At 63.4% G+C, this 15,505-nt stretch carries 14 protein-coding genes and 1 pseudogene; 8 read left to right on the forward strand and 7 right to left on the reverse strand.

What is annotated here, in order from left to right; all coding sequences use genetic code 11:
* The 4 genes and pseudogenes from AC1DWU_RS03135 to AC1DWU_RS03150 form a co-directional block, all read left to right on the forward strand.
* Nucleotides 1-165, forward strand: a pseudogene (locus AC1DWU_RS03135) (sugar phosphate isomerase/epimerase); the annotation flags it as partial.
* Nucleotides 166-230: 65 nt separating this feature from the next.
* The gene (locus tag AC1DWU_RS03140; RefSeq protein WP_477148511.1) at nucleotides 231-1,232 is read left to right on the forward strand and encodes a substrate-binding domain-containing protein; all 1,002 of its coding nucleotides are present in this window, start codon (nucleotides 231-233) and stop codon (nucleotides 1,230-1,232) included.
* Nucleotides 1,233-1,296: 64 nt separating this feature from the next.
* Nucleotides 1,297-2,079: an ATP-binding cassette domain-containing protein gene (locus tag AC1DWU_RS03145; RefSeq protein ID WP_477148512.1), complete on the forward strand. Its 783-nt coding sequence runs from the start codon at nucleotides 1,297-1,299 to the stop codon at nucleotides 2,077-2,079.
* Entirely contained in the window at nucleotides 2,076-3,131 is a 1,056-nt protein-coding gene (locus AC1DWU_RS03150; protein WP_477148513.1) for an ABC transporter permease, read from the forward strand. Before AC1DWU_RS03145 ends, AC1DWU_RS03150 begins: the two co-directional genes overlap by 4 nt.
* Before the next feature lie 74 nt (nucleotides 3,132-3,205).
* Here the strand turns inward: AC1DWU_RS03150 and dgoD are convergent, their stop codons facing one another.
* The 3 genes from dgoD to AC1DWU_RS03165 form a co-directional block, all read right to left on the reverse strand.
* Complete coding sequence (gene dgoD, locus AC1DWU_RS03155; RefSeq protein WP_477148514.1) at nucleotides 3,206-4,381, reverse strand: galactonate dehydratase; 1,176 nt, start codon at nucleotides 4,379-4,381, stop codon at nucleotides 3,206-3,208.
* A 95-nt stretch (nucleotides 4,382-4,476) separates the two neighbouring features.
* A complete protein-coding gene (locus tag AC1DWU_RS03160; RefSeq protein ID WP_477148515.1) occupies nucleotides 4,477-5,628 on the reverse strand; it encodes a mandelate racemase/muconate lactonizing enzyme family protein in 1,152 nt (383 codons plus the stop codon).
* Nucleotides 5,629-5,679: 51 nt separating this feature from the next.
* Complete coding sequence (locus tag AC1DWU_RS03165) at nucleotides 5,680-6,381, reverse strand: GntR family transcriptional regulator (protein ID WP_477148516.1); 702 nt, start codon at nucleotides 6,379-6,381, stop codon at nucleotides 5,680-5,682.
* 196 nt (nucleotides 6,382-6,577) lie between these two features.
* Between AC1DWU_RS03165 and AC1DWU_RS03170 the strand changes: the two genes are divergently transcribed.
* Complete coding sequence (locus AC1DWU_RS03170) at nucleotides 6,578-8,056, forward strand: ABC transporter substrate-binding protein (RefSeq protein ID WP_477148517.1); 1,479 nt, start codon at nucleotides 6,578-6,580, stop codon at nucleotides 8,054-8,056.
* Between the two features lie 54 nt (nucleotides 8,057-8,110).
* On the opposite strand, the gene AC1DWU_RS03175 is transcribed toward AC1DWU_RS03170, so the two are convergent.
* Genes AC1DWU_RS03175 through AC1DWU_RS03185 form a run of 3 tightly spaced genes read right to left on the reverse strand, consistent with a single transcriptional unit; the run spans nucleotide 8,111 to nucleotide 11,074 of the window.
* Complete coding sequence (locus AC1DWU_RS03175) at nucleotides 8,111-9,199, reverse strand: ABC transporter ATP-binding protein (protein ID WP_477148518.1); 1,089 nt, start codon at nucleotides 9,197-9,199, stop codon at nucleotides 8,111-8,113.
* 31 nt (nucleotides 9,200-9,230) lie between these two features.
* The gene (locus AC1DWU_RS03180) at nucleotides 9,231-9,875 is read right to left on the reverse strand and encodes a ThuA domain-containing protein (RefSeq protein WP_477148519.1); all 645 of its coding nucleotides are present in this window, start codon (nucleotides 9,873-9,875) and stop codon (nucleotides 9,231-9,233) included.
* A complete protein-coding gene (locus AC1DWU_RS03185; RefSeq protein WP_477148520.1) occupies nucleotides 9,872-11,074 on the reverse strand; it encodes an ROK family transcriptional regulator in 1,203 nt (400 codons plus the stop codon). Before AC1DWU_RS03185 ends, AC1DWU_RS03180 begins: the two co-directional genes overlap by 4 nt.
* A 320-nt stretch (nucleotides 11,075-11,394) precedes the next feature.
* On the opposite strand from AC1DWU_RS03185, the gene AC1DWU_RS03190 reads away from it, so the two are divergent.
* The 3 genes from AC1DWU_RS03190 (at nucleotide 11,395) to AC1DWU_RS03200 (ending at nucleotide 14,535) form a co-directional block, all read left to right on the forward strand.
* The gene (locus tag AC1DWU_RS03190) at nucleotides 11,395-12,651 is read left to right on the forward strand and encodes an extracellular solute-binding protein (RefSeq protein ID WP_477148521.1); all 1,257 of its coding nucleotides are present in this window, start codon (nucleotides 11,395-11,397) and stop codon (nucleotides 12,649-12,651) included.
* Between the two features lie 172 nt (nucleotides 12,652-12,823).
* On the forward strand, nucleotides 12,824-13,693 hold the full coding sequence (locus tag AC1DWU_RS03195; RefSeq protein ID WP_477149050.1) for a carbohydrate ABC transporter permease: 870 nt from the start codon (nucleotides 12,824-12,826) through the stop codon (nucleotides 13,691-13,693).
* A complete protein-coding gene (locus tag AC1DWU_RS03200; protein ID WP_477148522.1) occupies nucleotides 13,693-14,535 on the forward strand; it encodes a carbohydrate ABC transporter permease in 843 nt (280 codons plus the stop codon). Before AC1DWU_RS03195 ends, AC1DWU_RS03200 begins: the two co-directional genes overlap by 1 nt.
* Before the next feature lie 44 nt (nucleotides 14,536-14,579).
* On the opposite strand, the gene AC1DWU_RS03205 is transcribed toward AC1DWU_RS03200, so the two are convergent.
* The gene (locus tag AC1DWU_RS03205) at nucleotides 14,580-15,479 is read right to left on the reverse strand and encodes a GntR family transcriptional regulator (protein WP_477148523.1); all 900 of its coding nucleotides are present in this window, start codon (nucleotides 15,477-15,479) and stop codon (nucleotides 14,580-14,582) included.
* Nucleotides 15,480-15,505 lie beyond the last annotated feature (26 nt).

Raw genomic sequence — 15,505 nt, forward strand, 5'->3', positions numbered from 1 at the left:
TCGATCGACATCGAAGGCTGGCATGACCCGGTCTATCGCGACGCGCTCGAAATGACCGGACAGGTCAGGGCGCTCAACTATCTCAAGCATAGCCGCGGCGGCGATTTCGTCGACGTCACCGCCCAATACGAGGGCGGAGATCCCTCGCTTCGACGCGCCAGCTGATGAGTGGTGCCGGCGGGGGAGCCGGCACGCAAAACCGTGCACAGCACGAAAGGGAGGACGTGACTATGACTAGGATTGTTCTGAAGACACTGACCGCAGCAGCCTTTGCAACGGTCACCATCGCCAGCCTGACGAGCGTCGCCATGGCGGAAACGCTGCGCGACAACTGGTGCAGCGACGTCAAGATCCGGTTCTTTGCCGGTGGCGCCGAGGGCGATGCGTTTGCATCGATCGTCTACAACGGCGCCGTCCAGGCGGCTAAGGATACGGGCGCTCAGGTCGACTACGTGTTCTCGGGCTGGAGCTCGGAAAAGATGATCCAGCAGCTCCGCGAGGCCATCGGCGCTGCCCCGAACGGCATCGCCATGATGGGCCACCCGGGCAATGCCGCGATCATGCCGCTGGCCGAAGAAGCTTCCGCCGCGGGCATCAAGATGATGTACCAGAACGTGCCGGTCGACGCGGTCACCGCAAAGTTCGGCGGCGGCTATGTCGGGGCCCAGCAGAAGCCGCAGGGCAAGGCCCTGGGTGAGGAAGCCATCCGCCGCTTCGGCCTCAAGGCCGGCGATGTTGCCATCGTGATGAGCGACTGGTCGCAGATCGAACGCGCCGAACGCGAACTCGGAACACTCGAGGCATTCGAGGCGGCTGGGTTGAAGGTCGTGAAGCTGCAAAGTCCGGAAGGCCTGGGCACGGATCCAAACGTGGGCATTCCAGTCATCACGGCGGCTGTCACGGCCAACCCCGATGTGAAGATCATCGCCTATCCGGGTGGCCAGCCGCTCGGTAACGCCGCCACCTACATGCAGGCGGCAGGCAAGAATGCCGGCGACATCATCAACATCGGCTTCGACACCAGCCCGCAGATCGTCGAGGCGTTCAAGGACGGCTGGGTGCAGTTGACCTCGGACCAGCAGCCGTTCCTGCAGGGCTACATGCCGATCCTGTCGCTCTGCCAGCAGGTCGTCTACGGCCTCGGCTCAATCAATGTGGATACCGGTGCCGGCTTCGTGACCCCCGACAATTACGGAGCTGTTGCGGACCTGGCCAAGGAAGGTCTTCGCTAAGGGCTCCCGGCGGCGGGGTCCGGTTCCGGCCGGGCCCCGGCCCATCATTTGCAGCGAGGGCATCGTGCAAAATCGCATTATCGAGCTCAAGGACATCAAGAAGTCCTATGGGCAGGTCTACGCCCTTGGCGGAGTTGACCTTCACGTGGACCAGGGCGAGGTCGTCGGCCTCGTCGGCGACAATGGCGCCGGCAAGTCCACTCTCATCAAGATCCTTGCAGGCGCGGTTCGACCGACGACGGGCGAGATCCTCGTGCGCGGCGAGCCGGTTTCGAACTGGAACGCGGCACGCTCGCGCGAGGCGGGCATCGAGACGGTGTTCCAGGACCGCGCGCTGGCCGTGCAGCAGACCATCATCTGGAACGTCTTCATGGGCCGCGAACTGGTGGGCCCGCTCGGCTTTCTCAAGGTCCGGAAGCAGCGCGAAGAGGCCGAGCGCCTGATGCGCGAGATCGGCTTCACCTCGAAGGTCTTCGGCCCGAGTTCCATTGTCGGCCAGTTGTCCGGTGGCGAGCGCCAGGGCGTGGCCATCGCCCGGGCAATGTACAACCAAAGCGACCTGATCATCCTGGACGAGCCGACGACGGCGCTCTCGCTCACCGAGACGGCCAAGGTTTTCCATTTCGTCCGGCAGGCCCGGGCAGCGGGCCGCTCGATCCTGTTCATCGGCCACAACATCCACCACGTGTTCGATATTTCCGATCGCTTCGTCGTGCTCGATCGCGGGCGCGTGGCGCTGCAGGCCACCAAGGCCGAACTCGGCTCGGCGGAAGCCCTTGTCCGCTTCATGGAGGAGCTTGCCCATCCGGGTGGCGCCGGCGTTGAGTCCACAGGAGGGACAGTATGACTGATACAGCCAACCGTGACGGTCAGTCGCTGGCCAAAGCCCTCGATGCGGACAAGGTCCGTCGCGTTGCCGAGGGCAAGCACGCCGACCGGTCCAGAATTCGCCGCTTCCTGATCGACCACCGGCCGGCCATCGGTTCGTTCGTCGTGCTGGTGGTCATGCTTGCCTGCTTCTTCGTCGGCAACCCGGAAGTGTTCTCGCAGTGGAACATGTACCGCGCCGTCCTCATAGGCCTTCCCGTCGTCCTCTTCGTCGTCGTGCCACTGGTCTATGTGGTGACGGTGGGCGAAATCGACCTCTCCTTTCCGGCGACCATCGGCATGGCCGGGTGGGTTTTCGCGCTGGTGGTGCAGGCGGGGTACGATCCGTTTCTCGGCATCATCGCGGCCGTACTGACGGGCCTCGTGCTTGGGCTCTGCGTTGGCTGGCTCGTCGTCTATTGCAACCTCTCGTCGCTTATCGCCACACTGGGCATGAATTTCATGCTGCGGGGGCTGATCCAGATCAACACCGAGGGCAAGTCGATCGCCCTGGTGGGCCTGCCCAAGACCCTGACCTTCCAGATCTTCGGCGGCCAGTTCTTCGGCATTCCCGTGCAGGTACTCTGGGCCCTGCTGTTCGTGGTGATCTGCTCGCTCATCTACAACAGGCACCGCTTCGGCGTGCATGTGCACATGGTTGGCGACAACCCTGACGCGGCGCAGCAGATGGGCATCAACATCAAGCTGGTGCGGCTGAAGACCTTCGCGTTCGTCGGCCTTGGCGCGGCCTTGGCTGGCGTCGCCGCCGTGATGATCAACTACACCTGGTGGCCGACTTCCGGTGACGGGTATCTGCTCCCCGCGCTCGCCTCGGTGTTCGTCGGCGGCACGGCGCCATGGGGCGGCATCGGCACGATTATCGGCAGCGCCATCGGCAGCTTCACGGTGTCGTTCATCCAGTCAGGAGTCGTGGGTGCCGGACTGTCGGGCTTCTACGTGCAGTTCTTCTACGGGCTGATCATCATCCTCTCGCTGCTCGGTCATCGCTGGAACCAGGTGAGGTACCGCTAGCCCGGGGCGATGTGATGCGCCAGGTATGCAGGAGGGGCGGTGTCCCGCCTTGCATACCTGGCATCTGATCAAACTCACCAATTGGCGATGCGGCCATCCGCGAGGACGGATTCGGTAGCGGGTATGATCTCCTGCGCGAACGGGTGGCGCGCGGCAGCCTTCTCGTCGATTTCGATGCCGAGGCCCGGACCCTCCGGTATGGCCCATGCGCCATCGACGAGGTTCAGCGGGTAGGTCGAGCAGATTTCCTCGAACCACGGCACGATGCCGACCGCCTCTTCCTGGATGACGAAGTTGGTCGTGGCAGCGTCGAACTGCAGTGCAACGGCGCCGGCCACCGGGCCCATCGGGTTGTGGGGGCAGACGCCCATATGCGCTGCCTCGGCAATGGCCGCGATCTTGCGTCCGCCGGTGAAACCGATGCAGTGCGCAAGGTCCGGCTGAATGTATGCGACTGCCCGGGTGTGGGCGACCTCGGCGAACTCGCGTGGCGTGAATAGCCGTTCACCGGTCGCCAGCGGGCAGTCGACGCGGCGCGCGATGTCGGCCATCCCGGCGGTGTCGTCCGGCTGGATCACTTCCTCGCAGAACAGCGGCTTGATCGGCTCGATCGCCTTGATGTAGGCGATCGCCGCATCCAGCGAGTCCGGCCGGCCATGGAAGTCGGTCATGATTTCAACGCCGTCACCAACCCGTTCACGCACCGCCGAGGCGAGCTTTTCGACATGCCTGACAGCGGGGAGGGGGGCGTCATAGCCGGTGTAGGGGACGAAGCCGAGCTTGATGGCGTTGTAGCCCATCTCCACCGTCTCCTGCACCGCGTCGCAGAAGCGGCTGATATCGGTATTGCGCACTCGCGCTGTGGAGTCGCCGCGTCTGAGATGGGTATAGACGCGGACGCTGTCCCGCACCCTGCCGCCGAGCAACTGCCACACGGGCACACCCAGCGCCTTGCCCTTGATGTCCCACAGCGCGTGCTCGATGCCCGAGACGGCGGTGAGGCCGATCGAGCCCAGCGGCCAGAAGCTGAAGCGTGTCATGGTGTTGACCAGATGCTCTATCCGCATCGGATCCTGGCCGATGAGAAACGGTGACAGGTCTTCGATCGTGCCTTTCACCGCCCGGGTCTTCCACTCCAGGGTCGCTTCGCCCCAGCCCCAGAGGCCCGGCTGGTCGGTCAGCACTTTGACGAAGATCCAGTTGCGGTGCACGGCGTTGACGACGACGGTCTCGATGCCGGTGATCTTCATATCGGTCCCTCCCCAGGACGCTGCATCGATCCCGGTCGATGCTTGCTTGGCTCGCCTCGCGCCGAAGTGCCGTGCGAAGCTTGTTGGTCCGGCTGTCAGGCCAGCTCGATCTTGTTCGCTTCGAGATAGTCCCGGTCGAGTTCGATGCCGAGCCCGGGCACGCGAGGCAGCTTGAGGGCGCCGTTCGAGTTGTCGAGCCGGGTGTGCATGAGCTCGTTGTATCCGGACAGATCCCAGCGCGAGGTCTCGAGCCGGTAGAAGTTCGGCACCGTCATCATCACGTGCGCGCCGGCCAGCACATTGATCGGGCCACCGGCGTCGTGCGGCGAGATCGGGACGTAGAAGGCCTCGGCCAGCGTCGCGATCTTCTTCATCTCGGTGATGCCACCGGTCCAGGTGACGTCGGGCATGATGTAGTCGGCGAGCTTGTTTTCGAGGATCGCCACGAAGTCCCACTTGGTGTGGGCCCGCTCGCCCACCGAGATCGCGGCGTTCACCTTCTCGCGCACCTGCTGCAACGCCCCATAGCTTTCAGGTGGCACCGGCTCCTCGAACCAGTCGATCTGGCCGGCTTCCTCGAGCGAGCGGCAGAGCCGGATCGCGGTCGGCACGTCGAAGCGGCCATGCGCATCGATCAGGATCTCGATATCAGGCCCGGCGGTCTTGCGGATCAGCGCGGTGAGGTCGGCGGCCTTGCGCTCGTCCGCGCGGGTCATCATGCCGTCGAGATAGCCGTCGCGCTGCTCGTTGCCCCCACGCTGGTGAGGGTATGGGTCGAACTTCAACGCTTTGTGGCCCGATTTCACGATGTCAGTGATCTCGGCCACCACGGCTTCGTCGGAGGTGAACTTGCTCTGGTCGGGGTGGGTGTAGAGCGAGATCTCGTCGCGCACCGCACCGCCCAGCAGCTCGTAGACCGGCAGTCCGAGCACCTTGCCGCGGATGTCCCAGAGCGCGATGTCGATGGCGCTCACGCATTCGCAGGCGGCGCCGCGGCTGCCCATGTAGGTGAAGCTGCGGAACAGCTTGTGCCACAGTCGCTCGATCTTGCTGGGGTCCTCACCGGCGATCTGCCCGCCGATCTGCCGGAGGATGGCGCACAGTGCCCGGTTGGCGATCTTGGTGGTCGAGGTGATCTCGCCCCAGCCGGAAATGCCCTCGTCGGTCGTCACTTCGACGAACAGGTACTCGCCCCAATACGAGGTGCTGGCCTTGACCAGCCAGGGCTGGACGCCCGTGATCTTCATTATCGTTCCCTCAAAAACCTGTGCATGCCCCTCGCATGCGAAGAATTGGCCTCAGCCAGCGCGCGCCGAGGTGGCCGCCCGCATCTGCTCGAGAACATGTCGGCCCGCGCCATCCACATGCAGGGCGATCAAGTCCGCAGCCCTCGCGGCGTCACCTTCCTTGACCAGCCTGATGAGCTCGCGGTGATCGCGGATCACCTGGGCGCGGCGGGAAAGGGTGAAGCTGTAGCGCCGTCCCAAGGCGCGCAGTACCTCGCGGTGCTTCCACCAGAGCTCGGCAGCGAGGTGGTTGTAGTGGCGCTCATACATGACCGTATGAAACTGCGTATCGAGCTCGCTGTGCAGGATCGGGTCGGCGAAGTTGTTGGCCTCGATGAGGTGCTGGATGCGTTCCAGTTCCGCGATATCGGCCGGGGTGGCCATATCCACGAACCATCGAACCATCGAGGGCTCGATCAGCACGCCGATCTCGTAGACGTCCCGCACGAAGTCCTGGTCGATCGGGCGGACGCGCGCGCTCTTGTTGTGGACGATCAGCACGAAGCCTTGCGAGCGCAGCAGCTGCAGCGCCTCTCGCACCGCATTTGCCGGTGATTTGTGCCGTTCCGACAGCTCCGCCACCACCAGCCGCGAGTTGGCTTCCAGGCGGCCGGAGATGATGTCATCGCGGATCAGTCCGTAGACCAGAGCCCCTTCTTCCGACACGCCGGTCGGGTCGATGCCAACGGGGGGGCGGGCCTTGAACTCTCTCATCAATGTCGATCCGTGCGTTCGGTAGCGGCTCAGCTTTGCCGGTTTCTTGCCAAATTTCTAGAGAGATGGATGAAATTTTGCAAAATCCTTGTTGCCTGTCCCAAAAACGAGGCGTTAATTGCGTAGCCGGCAGGTTGCCGGACAGTCATTCTCGATCTGCGCGAGGGGCGCAGGCCGCGGGTGGAGGAGGAAATTCATGTCAGAACACGGAATTGGCCGCGCGCTTGCGCACGGCGTGGCAGCGGCTGGCCTGGCGGCAAGCCTTACCTCGACGGCCTTCGCCGGGGGAATCGACATCAGCAAATGGTCGCCGGAATACGTGCGATCGATCGCAGGCACCGAGACGTTCGATACCGTCGGTCACTGCAACTCGGTCACCCCGACCGACTACAAGGGCAAGCTGACCTTCTGGTACCAGGGCATCTTCGAAGCCGATCCGCAGATCATGCGCGACAACTACCGCGATTTCTTCGCGGCGTTCCGCGCGACATACCCCAACATCGAGCTTACCGAGCAGGGCATCACCTATAACGAGCTGCTCGACAAGTTCCGCACCGCGCTCCTCGGTAATTCCGCTCCAATGGCCATCCGCCTGCAGATCCTGGGCGGCACCGAGTTTGCGGCCAAGGGCTATCTCGAAGAGCTGAAGCCCGAAGACGTTGGCTACAAGCCCGAAGACTTCTGGCCCGGCGCGATGAAGGCGGTAACCTGGGACGGCAAGGTCTACGGCATTCCCACCAACAACGAGACGATGGCGTTCATCTGGAACGCCGACATCTTCAAGCGCGCGGGCCTGGATCCGGAGAACCCGCCCCCCACGTGGGACGACGTCGTCGCCTATTCCAAGCAGATCCACGACAAGCTCGGCATCGCCGGCTACGGTCTCGTCGCCAAGCAGAACGCCGGCAATACGCCCTATCGCTACATGCCGCAGCTCTGGGGCTATGGCGGCGGCGTCTTCGACGAAGCCGACCCCAACCCCACCTACGGCGAAGTCCGCCTCGACAGCCCGGCCTCCATCCGCTCGCTGCAGGCCTCCTATGACATGTACGTCAAGGACAAGTCGGTGCCCGTTTCGGCGCTCACCAACACCCAGGGTGAAAACCAGGCGCCGTTCATCTCCGGCCAGCTCGGGATGATGATCTCGCACCCGTCCGAGTACGCCAAGATGGTCGAACTCGCCGGCAAAGCGACCGGCAGCGACGTGGCGGTGGCCCAGACCGTGCTCGACAACATGCGCTACGGCCTGATCCCCACCGGCCCCGATGGCAAGCGCGCCGTGGTGTTCGGCGGCTCCAACATCCACATCGTCAAATCCCAATACGTCGAGGGCGGCAAGGTCGATGAGCCTGCGGCCAAGGCGTTGATCTGCATGTGGACCAGCCCCGAATGGTCGCTGAAGCTGGCCTGGGCGGGGTCAAACCCCGGCAACGTCAACGGCTTCAAGACGCAGTGGATGAAGGAACGCCTCGACACCATCAAGTTCCTCGACGTCACCACATCGATGCTGCCCAACGGCATCCCGTTCCCGGCCCTGCCGGAGGCGCCTGAGATCATGAACATCATTGTTCCGGACATGATGCAAAATGCTCTCACCGGCACCATGACCGTCGAGGCGGCCGCAAAGGACGCTGCGGAGAAGGTCCGAAAGCTGCACGGTGGTGGCGGTCTCTAAGCCATCAAGATGCAGGGCCGGGCGAGATGCTCGGCCCTGCGACTATTCAGGTGGCTACAGCCGCAACCCTGCCTTGTCGAAGGCCATTGCCGCGCCGGGTTCGATGCCCACCTCAATCAGCGCACCGCTGCTGATGCGGGAGTGGCCCTTTTGCTGGATCGTTACCTTGGTCTGGTCGTCCTTACCCGCGGCATAGACGTAGGAGACGCCGCCCAACTGCTCGACCACCTGAGCCTTGGCCGTCAGCGTCGGCCCGCCGAGACTAACGTCGGCGAAATGCTCAGGCCGAATGCCGACGCTGATCGCGTCGCCCACCGCACCACCGCCGCCGCGTCGCCTTACCTTGAGGGCAGGGGCATCGAACGCGGTTAGCGAGACGGTCAACTCCTGCCCGTCGATGGCCGCTATGGTCCCATCTAGGAAGTTCATCCGCGGCGACCCGATAAAACCGGCCACGAAGGTGTTGTCGGGGTTGTCATAGAGCTCGATCGGGCTTCCCTGCTGTTCCACCCGGCCGGCGCGCAGCACGACGATCCTGTCCGCCAAGGTCATGGCCTCGACCTGGTCGTGGGTCACATAGACCATGGTGGCGCCGAGCTGCTGGTGCAGCTTGGCGATTTCGATGCGCATCTGCACCCGGAGCTCTGCGTCGAGGTTGCTGAGCGGCTCGTCGAAGAGGAAGGCCTTTGGCTGCCGGACGATGGCGCGGCCGATGGCGACGCGCTGGCGCTGGCCGCCCGAGAGCTGGCGCGGTTTGCGCTCCAGAAGCTCGGTCAGTTCAAGGACGCGGGCGGCTTCATTCACCCGCGTCGAGACCTGATCCTTGGGCGTGCCCCCCATGCGCAACCCGAAGCCGAGATTCTCCTCGACAGTCATGTGCGGGTAGAGCGCGTAGGACTGAAAGACCATGGCGACGCCGCGCTCGGAAGGATCGTAGTCGGTGACGTCTTCGCCGCCGATCAGAACCTGTCCGGCAGTCGGTTCCTCGAGTCCGGAGATAGTGCGCAACAGCGTCGATTTCCCGCAGCCTGACGGGCCCACGAAGACGACGAACTCACCGTTGCCGATATCGAGACTGACATCGTGAATCACCTGTACTGCGCCGAAGCTCTTGTTGATGCTCCGCAGCTGAAGTTCAGCCATCGTCTCCTCCTTGCGATGGTTAGCGTGGTGTTCAGCGCGCGGCCCAGAGGGCCCCGCGCTCGAAGATCGTCCGCATCTGCGGGACCTGGAACTCGTCGGCGACATGGCCCAGCGACGAATAGAAGACGCGGCCCTTGCCGTAGCGGCGCTTCCAGACCACCGGCATCACCACTCCGTCGATCTCGTCGAAATGCTCGCCGGAGAACGTGGTGGTGGCGAGCACTTCGACGCTCGGGTCGAAGTGCATGTAGTACTGCTCCGAGCGGTAGGGGAAATCGCCGACGCCGGTCATGATCGGGTCGTCTGACTTCGCAACGTTCACGACGTAGTCGATGATGTTGCCCGGGTGCGCCACCCACTGTCCGCCGGTCATGAACTGATAGTCGGGCTCGTTGCGGAAGCTGTCGCACATGAGGCCATGGAAGCCAGCGAGGCCGGTGCCGCTGCGTACCGCAGCGAGGAGGTTGGTGAGTTCCTCGCGCTCGATCCGCGACATGGTGATGGCCGGAACGATCAGGTCGTACTGGCTGAGGGACTCGTCGGCAAAAGCCTCGGTGGTGGGTTCTATGTCGACGGCAAAGCCATGTGATTCAAGCATCGAGCCAACGAGGCGCGAACTCTGCTCAGGCGTGTGCCCATCCCATCCTCCCCACACGATCAGCGCAGACTTCGTCATTTTCTTTCCTCCTGATAGGCAGATGTCCATGGGGCGCTATAGATGTCCCGCAGCATGAGGGCGGCAGCGCCGCGCGCCCAAAGCTGGTCGTCGAGCGTGTGAAAGATGAGCTGCGTCGTTGCGAGATGCGCACGGAAGCTATTGGCCGCGACGGCTGTCTCGAGCGCCGGCGCAACGAGTTCGCCATAACGCGAGGACGCGAACGCGACGATGATCTTCTCGGGGTTAATGAGGTTGACGACGTAGGAAATTCCGAGGCCGAGCCGTGCACCCTGTGCGTCGATCACCGACTGTGCCGCCTCGACGCCGGCATCGCTCGCCTCGGCCAGCGCCCCCATGATGTCCGTCCGCGCCAGCGGTCTATCGAGGAAACCTTCGCCGAGTCGCGCAGCCGCCTCTCGCCGCATGGCGGCATCGCTCACATAGGCGTTCAGGCAGTCGACCTGACCGCATTCGCAGGGCTGGCCAGCGCCGCCCACCTTGATATGGCCAAACGTCGGGCCGAGCGTGCTGGCGCCGCGGTGCAGATCGGATTCGATCCACAGGCCCAGGCTCGCCGTCTGGTCGAGGGAGATGACTGCGAAGGTTCGTTCGGCTTGCGCATAGCCGAACCAGCTTTCGGCCAGCGCCAGCAGATTTGCGGGCTTTTCAAGCTTCACCGGCAATCCGGTGCGCTCGCTGAGCAGCGACCCAATGGGGATTTCACGCTCGCCGAAAACCGAACTCGAGTAGCTCTTGCCTGAGCGCGGATCGACCAGTCCCGGCACGCCGATGCCGATGCCCTTGATCCGGCTGCGATCGATGCCCGACTTGTTGACGCAGTCGGTGAGCGCATCCTCGATGATGTCAGTGATCACGTCTGCCGGCTGGCGGGCCATTCGGATCGGCAGCTGCGACGAGGCGACGAGCTCACCGCGGAAGTCGACCAGCGTTACGGTGGTGACGCTCTCCGAAATCTTGATACCGAGAACATAGGCAGCATCAGGCACGAGGCCGAGCAGCACGCGCGGCCGGCCTCGCTGCGCCTCGTTGTGCGGTTGGGTGTGGATGGCGTCGATCAAGCCTTCTTCGATCAGTGCGCCGGTGATCGCCGACACCGTGGTGCCGCTCAGCAGCGTGCGTTCGGAGATCTCGACGCGCGAAATCTGTCCATGGCACCGGATGGTCTCCAGCACATGGTACTTGTTGATCTCACGCATCAGCAGCGGGTCTGCGATTTTGACGACCAGGTGACTCTCCAACGGCGAAAGTGAATTAGTGCGCATACCATATCAAAATGTCTGGCGAAGTGCACGGTGTACTGGCGAAAAGACGTCCAGATGTGCCGTGTTTGCCAATCATTTCAATTAGTTAGCTGCCGCGTTCACCGCGCTCGCTCATTTCTGAGGTACGTTCCTCTTGCGCCTTTAATAAGGGATGCGTAGAAAGTATCAAGTGGTGATGGCGGGAACGCCTCACTGCCGCGGCTCGAAAAGACCGATGAGGGTAGGGGGCCGCCGCGAGGACAGGAGGAGAAACCATGAAGCGTATTGCGCTTGCCGCGATGCTGGCTATGGCCGCCATTTTGCCAGCTCAGGCCCAGACCGTCGTCAAACACTTGCACATCACATCCATCCCGGCCGAGGTGGAGCTGTTGAACCAGATCGCAGCCGACTTCATGGCTGCCAATCCGGACATCAAGGTCGAGCTCCCGTTCCTCGAGAACGAAGCGTTCAAGGCCAAGCTGACCACACTGTTGCAGTCGGCCGATGCGCCCGACGTGTTCCACTCGTGGGGCGGCGGCGTGTTCTACGAGCAGGCCAAGGCCGGCTTCCTGCGCCCGGTCGAGGACGTGCTGTCCCAGGAGGCCAAGGACAATCAGGGCCAGGCCGGTGTTTCCGCTTTCACCGCGCCCGATGGCCACATTTACGGCGTCGCGCGCGATGTGAGCGAGGTCGTACTCTGGTACAACAAGCCCCTGTTCGCGCAGGCCGGCGTCGATCCCGCCAGCATGCAGACCTGGGAGGGTTTCCTCGCAGGGGTGCAGAAGTTCAAGGATGCCGGCATCACTCCGATTGCCGTCGGCGCCAAGGACAAGTGGCCGGCCCACTTCTGGTGGTCCAAGCTCGTCGTGCGGCTGGCCGGCAAGGACGGCTTCGAGGCAGCTGCCCGTGGTGAGGGCGACGGCTTCGCCGGCGAGGATTTCGTCAAGGCGGGCGAGTACTTCCTGCAGTTGGCCCAGCTCGACCCCTGGCAGCAGGGGTTCCTGGCCGCCAGCTATGGCGACGCCTCGGGCTTGTTTGGTGACGGCAAGGCCGCGATGCACCTGATGGGTGACTGGGACTACGGCGCCATGAAGGACAACTCGGCGAACAAGCAGGGCATTCCGGACGACCAGCTCGGCATCCTGCCGTTCCCGACCATCGAAGGCGGCAAGGGTGATCCCACCGACACGCTTGGCGGCCTGGGCGGCATCCTCTTCTCGAAGAACGCCTCGGACGCCGCGGTGAAGTGGGTGGAGTACTTCAACTCTCCCGAAGTGCAGAAGAAATACGCCGAAGCCGCCTACTACATCCCGATCGCCAAGGGCGCGGCCGATGGCATGACCAACCCGTTCAAGGTGCAGATCGCCAAAGACATCGGCAGCGCCCATTGGCATGCCCTGTTCTTCGATCAGGCCCTGGGCCCGAATGTGGGCGGTGTGGTGAACGACGTCTCGGCCGAGCTCGCCGGCAACTCGATCAGCGCCCAGGAAGCGGCTGAGCTGATCAAGGAAGCCGTGGACGAGTCGCTCTAGGCGGCAGGCCTTTTCCGGCTCGCCCCGCGCGAGCTTCAGATCGAATGCGCCGCCGGCGTTTGTCTCCTCGCCTTGGACCACAAGGCGGACTTCGAGGGAGGATCATCCAGTGACCAGCATAGCCGACGCGGCGACCTCGACCCTGCCCGTAGTGCAACGTCGCCGTCGCTACATGGAACGCAAGAGCCTCGTGCCGCTGCTGTTGTTCCTGCCGCCGGCGCTCATCCTCTTCACGCTGTTCGTCGTGCTGCCGATGGTGGACGCGGCGACCTTCTCGTTCTTCGACTGGAACGGCTACGGCCCGATCACCGACTTCGTCGGTTTCGATAACTACGTCGACGTGCTCAAGCACCGGAACTTCGGCACCGCGGTCCGCAACAGCCTGATCGTCGTTGCCGTTTCCCTGCTGGTCCAACTGCCGCTCGCCATGTGGTGCGCCATCGCGCTGGCCGAGCGCGCCGTCAGCATCAACGTGATGCGCACGCTGTTCTTCCTGCCCTTCATGCTGGCCGAAGTCGCCGCGGGGCTCATCTGGAAGTTCGTTTACGACGGCAATTACGGCCTGCTGCCGGCCATCGGCAACGCCATTGGCATCGAGATGCCGTTCGTGCTCGGCGACAAGACCTGGGTCATCCCGGCCATCATGCTGGTGATCACCTGGAAGTATTTCGGCTTCCACATGATGATCTATATCGCCGGGCTGCAGTCCATTCCGTCCGAGGTCATCGAGGCGGCGCGGCTGGACGGCGTCAAGCGCTGGCAGATCGTGCGGCACATCAAGATCCCGATGATCCGCTCGGCCATCGTTATCTCGGTGTTCTTCGCCGTTACCGGTGCGCTGCAGCTGTTCGACCTGATCATTCCGCTGTCGAACGGCGGCCCATCCCATTCCAGCCACACCATCGTGACGTTCCTCTACCAGTTCGGCATCCTGCGCATGAAGCTCGGGTTCGGGGGCGCGGTGAGCGTGCTGCTCTTCATCGCCTGCGTGGTCGTGGCGCTCGCCTATCGTCGCATTCTCTTCAAGGTGGAGCAGAACTGATGGCCGCCGCAAACCGGAAACGCCGCCCCGTCATCTCCGCGGTCCAGTGGATCTCGCTGCTGGTCGTCGCGGCCTTCGTGATCGTGCCGTTCTACACCACCGCGTTGGGCGGCTTCAAAGAGATCGGGGAGCTCCGGGTAAACCCGTTCGGCCTGCCGGCGAGCTGGGATCCGGTGCGCTTCGTCGAGATTCTCGGCGGTCCGCGCTACTTCTCGTCGCTGTGGAACTCGTTCCTGATCGCAGCCGGCACGGTGGTGCTCTCAACGCTTGTGGCCTCGATGACGGCCTTCGCGCTGGCCCACATCAAGTTCTTCGGCCGCAAGTTCGTCATGGGCTATCTGATGCTGGGCCTGCTGTTTCCGTCGGCGACCGGCATCCTGCCGCTGTTCATCAAGATGCGCGACCTGGGGATGCTCGACAGCCACTGGGGCATCATCACCGTGCAGGTGGCTTTCAGCGTCTCCTTTGCCGTGCTGCTCTTTCATAACTTCTTCAAGGAACTGCCCAAGGAGCTGATCGACGCGGCTCGCATGGACAATTGCGGCTATATCCGCATCTACTGGTACGTCACGCTGCCGCTGTGCCTGCCGATCATCGCAACGGTGAGCGTCTTCAATTTCGTGAGCAGCTGGAACAGCTTCCTTCTGCCGCTGATCGTCCTCAACTCCGAGGACAAGTACACCTGGCCGCTCGGCATCATGCAGTTCCAGGGCCAATTCGGCTCGGATTGGCCGCGCATCCTCGCTTTCCTCACGCTGTCCATCATGCCGGCAATCGCCTTCTTCCTGCTGGCGCAGCGCTACGTCATCTCGGGCCTGACCGGTGGGGCCGTGAAGGGCTGACTTCTCCGTCTAGCGGGCGAATTCCAGCCCGCTGGCCGCCAGCACTAGGCCGTCGCCGCGTCGGAGGTCGAACGGATCAAGGTCTGTTTGGCTGAGGTCATGTGGGCGCGGCAGGCGGAGACAATGGTCGCGCGCGACCGGCTCAGCAGCGCGTCAATGTAGTTGAGGTGCTCGCGGATGGCGACCTCGTTGCGCTCGCGCTCGTCCTTCTTGTTCCACTGATAATGGTAGTGAAAGATCAGCGTGATGATGTCGTAGAACCCATCGATGAAGCGGTTGGGAAGGGCCGCGTTGACCAGGCGATGGAACCGACTGTCGAGACTGGAGAAGTCGTGGAAGCGGGTGTCGATTTCTCCAAGCAGCGCAACATGCTCCTCACGCAGCTGCCGCAGCTCGCGCCAAAGCGGCGAGGCCTCCGGTAGCCCGGCGAAGGCTTTTGCCGAACGCAGCTCGAACATTTCTCGTATCTCGAACAACTCCAGCGCAAAGCCGCCGGTGAACCCCTGCAGAACCCAACCGCCGCTCGGCCGCCGCTCGATCAGGCCGAAGCGCTGAAAGCTGTTCAGGAACTCACGGATGACCGTTGTGGCGACGCCGAATTGCCGCGCCAACTCGAGCTCGTTGATCAACGATCCGGGCCTCGCATCGCCGCGTACCATCCATTCCATGAACTGCTTTTCGACCTGGACGGAGGTGGGAACAGTTTCAGCCTCGGGAAACGGGGAGGCCTGGCGTCCCACCCTGCGGACGAAGCGTAGTCGTCCAGTGCCGCGCACCATCCCCTGATCGCCCAGCGCGGCGAGGACCTTGCGCACCGTTGTACGGCTGACCCCAAGCCTGGCGGCCAGCACCGGCTCCGAAGGGATCGGATCGCCTTCCCTCAGCTCAGCCATCAACACCAGGGCGTCGTTGAACGTACGCTTGAACAGAGTATCGGTCTTCACGTTCCCCAGCCCCCAGCAGTTGTTCT

This window comes from Devosia sp. P2_G7, from assembly GCF_056403495.1.

Bases quoted from the DNA above. Each gene is read 5' to 3' on its own strand.
- AC1DWU_RS03140 (WP_477148511.1), top strand. From the start codon at position 231: ATGACTAGGATTGTTCTGAAGACACTGACCGCAGCAGCCTTTGCAACG.
- AC1DWU_RS03150 (WP_477148513.1), top strand. From the start codon at position 2,076: ATGACTGATACAGCCAACCGTGACGGTCAGTCGCTGGCCAAAGCCCTC.
- dgoD (WP_477148514.1), bottom strand. From the start codon at position 4,381: ATGAAGATCACCGGCATCGAGACCGTCGTCGTCAACGCCGTGCACCGC.
- AC1DWU_RS03160 (WP_477148515.1), bottom strand. From the start codon at position 5,628: ATGAAGATCACGGGCGTCCAGCCCTGGCTGGTCAAGGCCAGCACCTCG.
- AC1DWU_RS03165 (WP_477148516.1), bottom strand. From the start codon at position 6,381: ATGAGAGAGTTCAAGGCCCGCCCCCCCGTTGGCATCGACCCGACCGGC.
- AC1DWU_RS03170 (WP_477148517.1), top strand. From the start codon at position 6,578: ATGTCAGAACACGGAATTGGCCGCGCGCTTGCGCACGGCGTGGCAGCG.
- AC1DWU_RS03175 (WP_477148518.1), bottom strand. From the start codon at position 9,199: ATGGCTGAACTTCAGCTGCGGAGCATCAACAAGAGCTTCGGCGCAGTA.
- AC1DWU_RS03180 (WP_477148519.1), bottom strand. From the start codon at position 9,875: ATGACGAAGTCTGCGCTGATCGTGTGGGGAGGATGGGATGGGCACACG.
- AC1DWU_RS03185 (WP_477148520.1), bottom strand. From the start codon at position 11,074: ATGCGTGAGATCAACAAGTACCATGTGCTGGAGACCATCCGGTGCCAT.
- AC1DWU_RS03190 (WP_477148521.1), top strand. From the start codon at position 11,395: ATGAAGCGTATTGCGCTTGCCGCGATGCTGGCTATGGCCGCCATTTTG.
- AC1DWU_RS03195 (WP_477149050.1), top strand. From the start codon at position 12,824: ATGGAACGCAAGAGCCTCGTGCCGCTGCTGTTGTTCCTGCCGCCGGCG.
- AC1DWU_RS03200 (WP_477148522.1), top strand. From the start codon at position 13,693: ATGGCCGCCGCAAACCGGAAACGCCGCCCCGTCATCTCCGCGGTCCAG.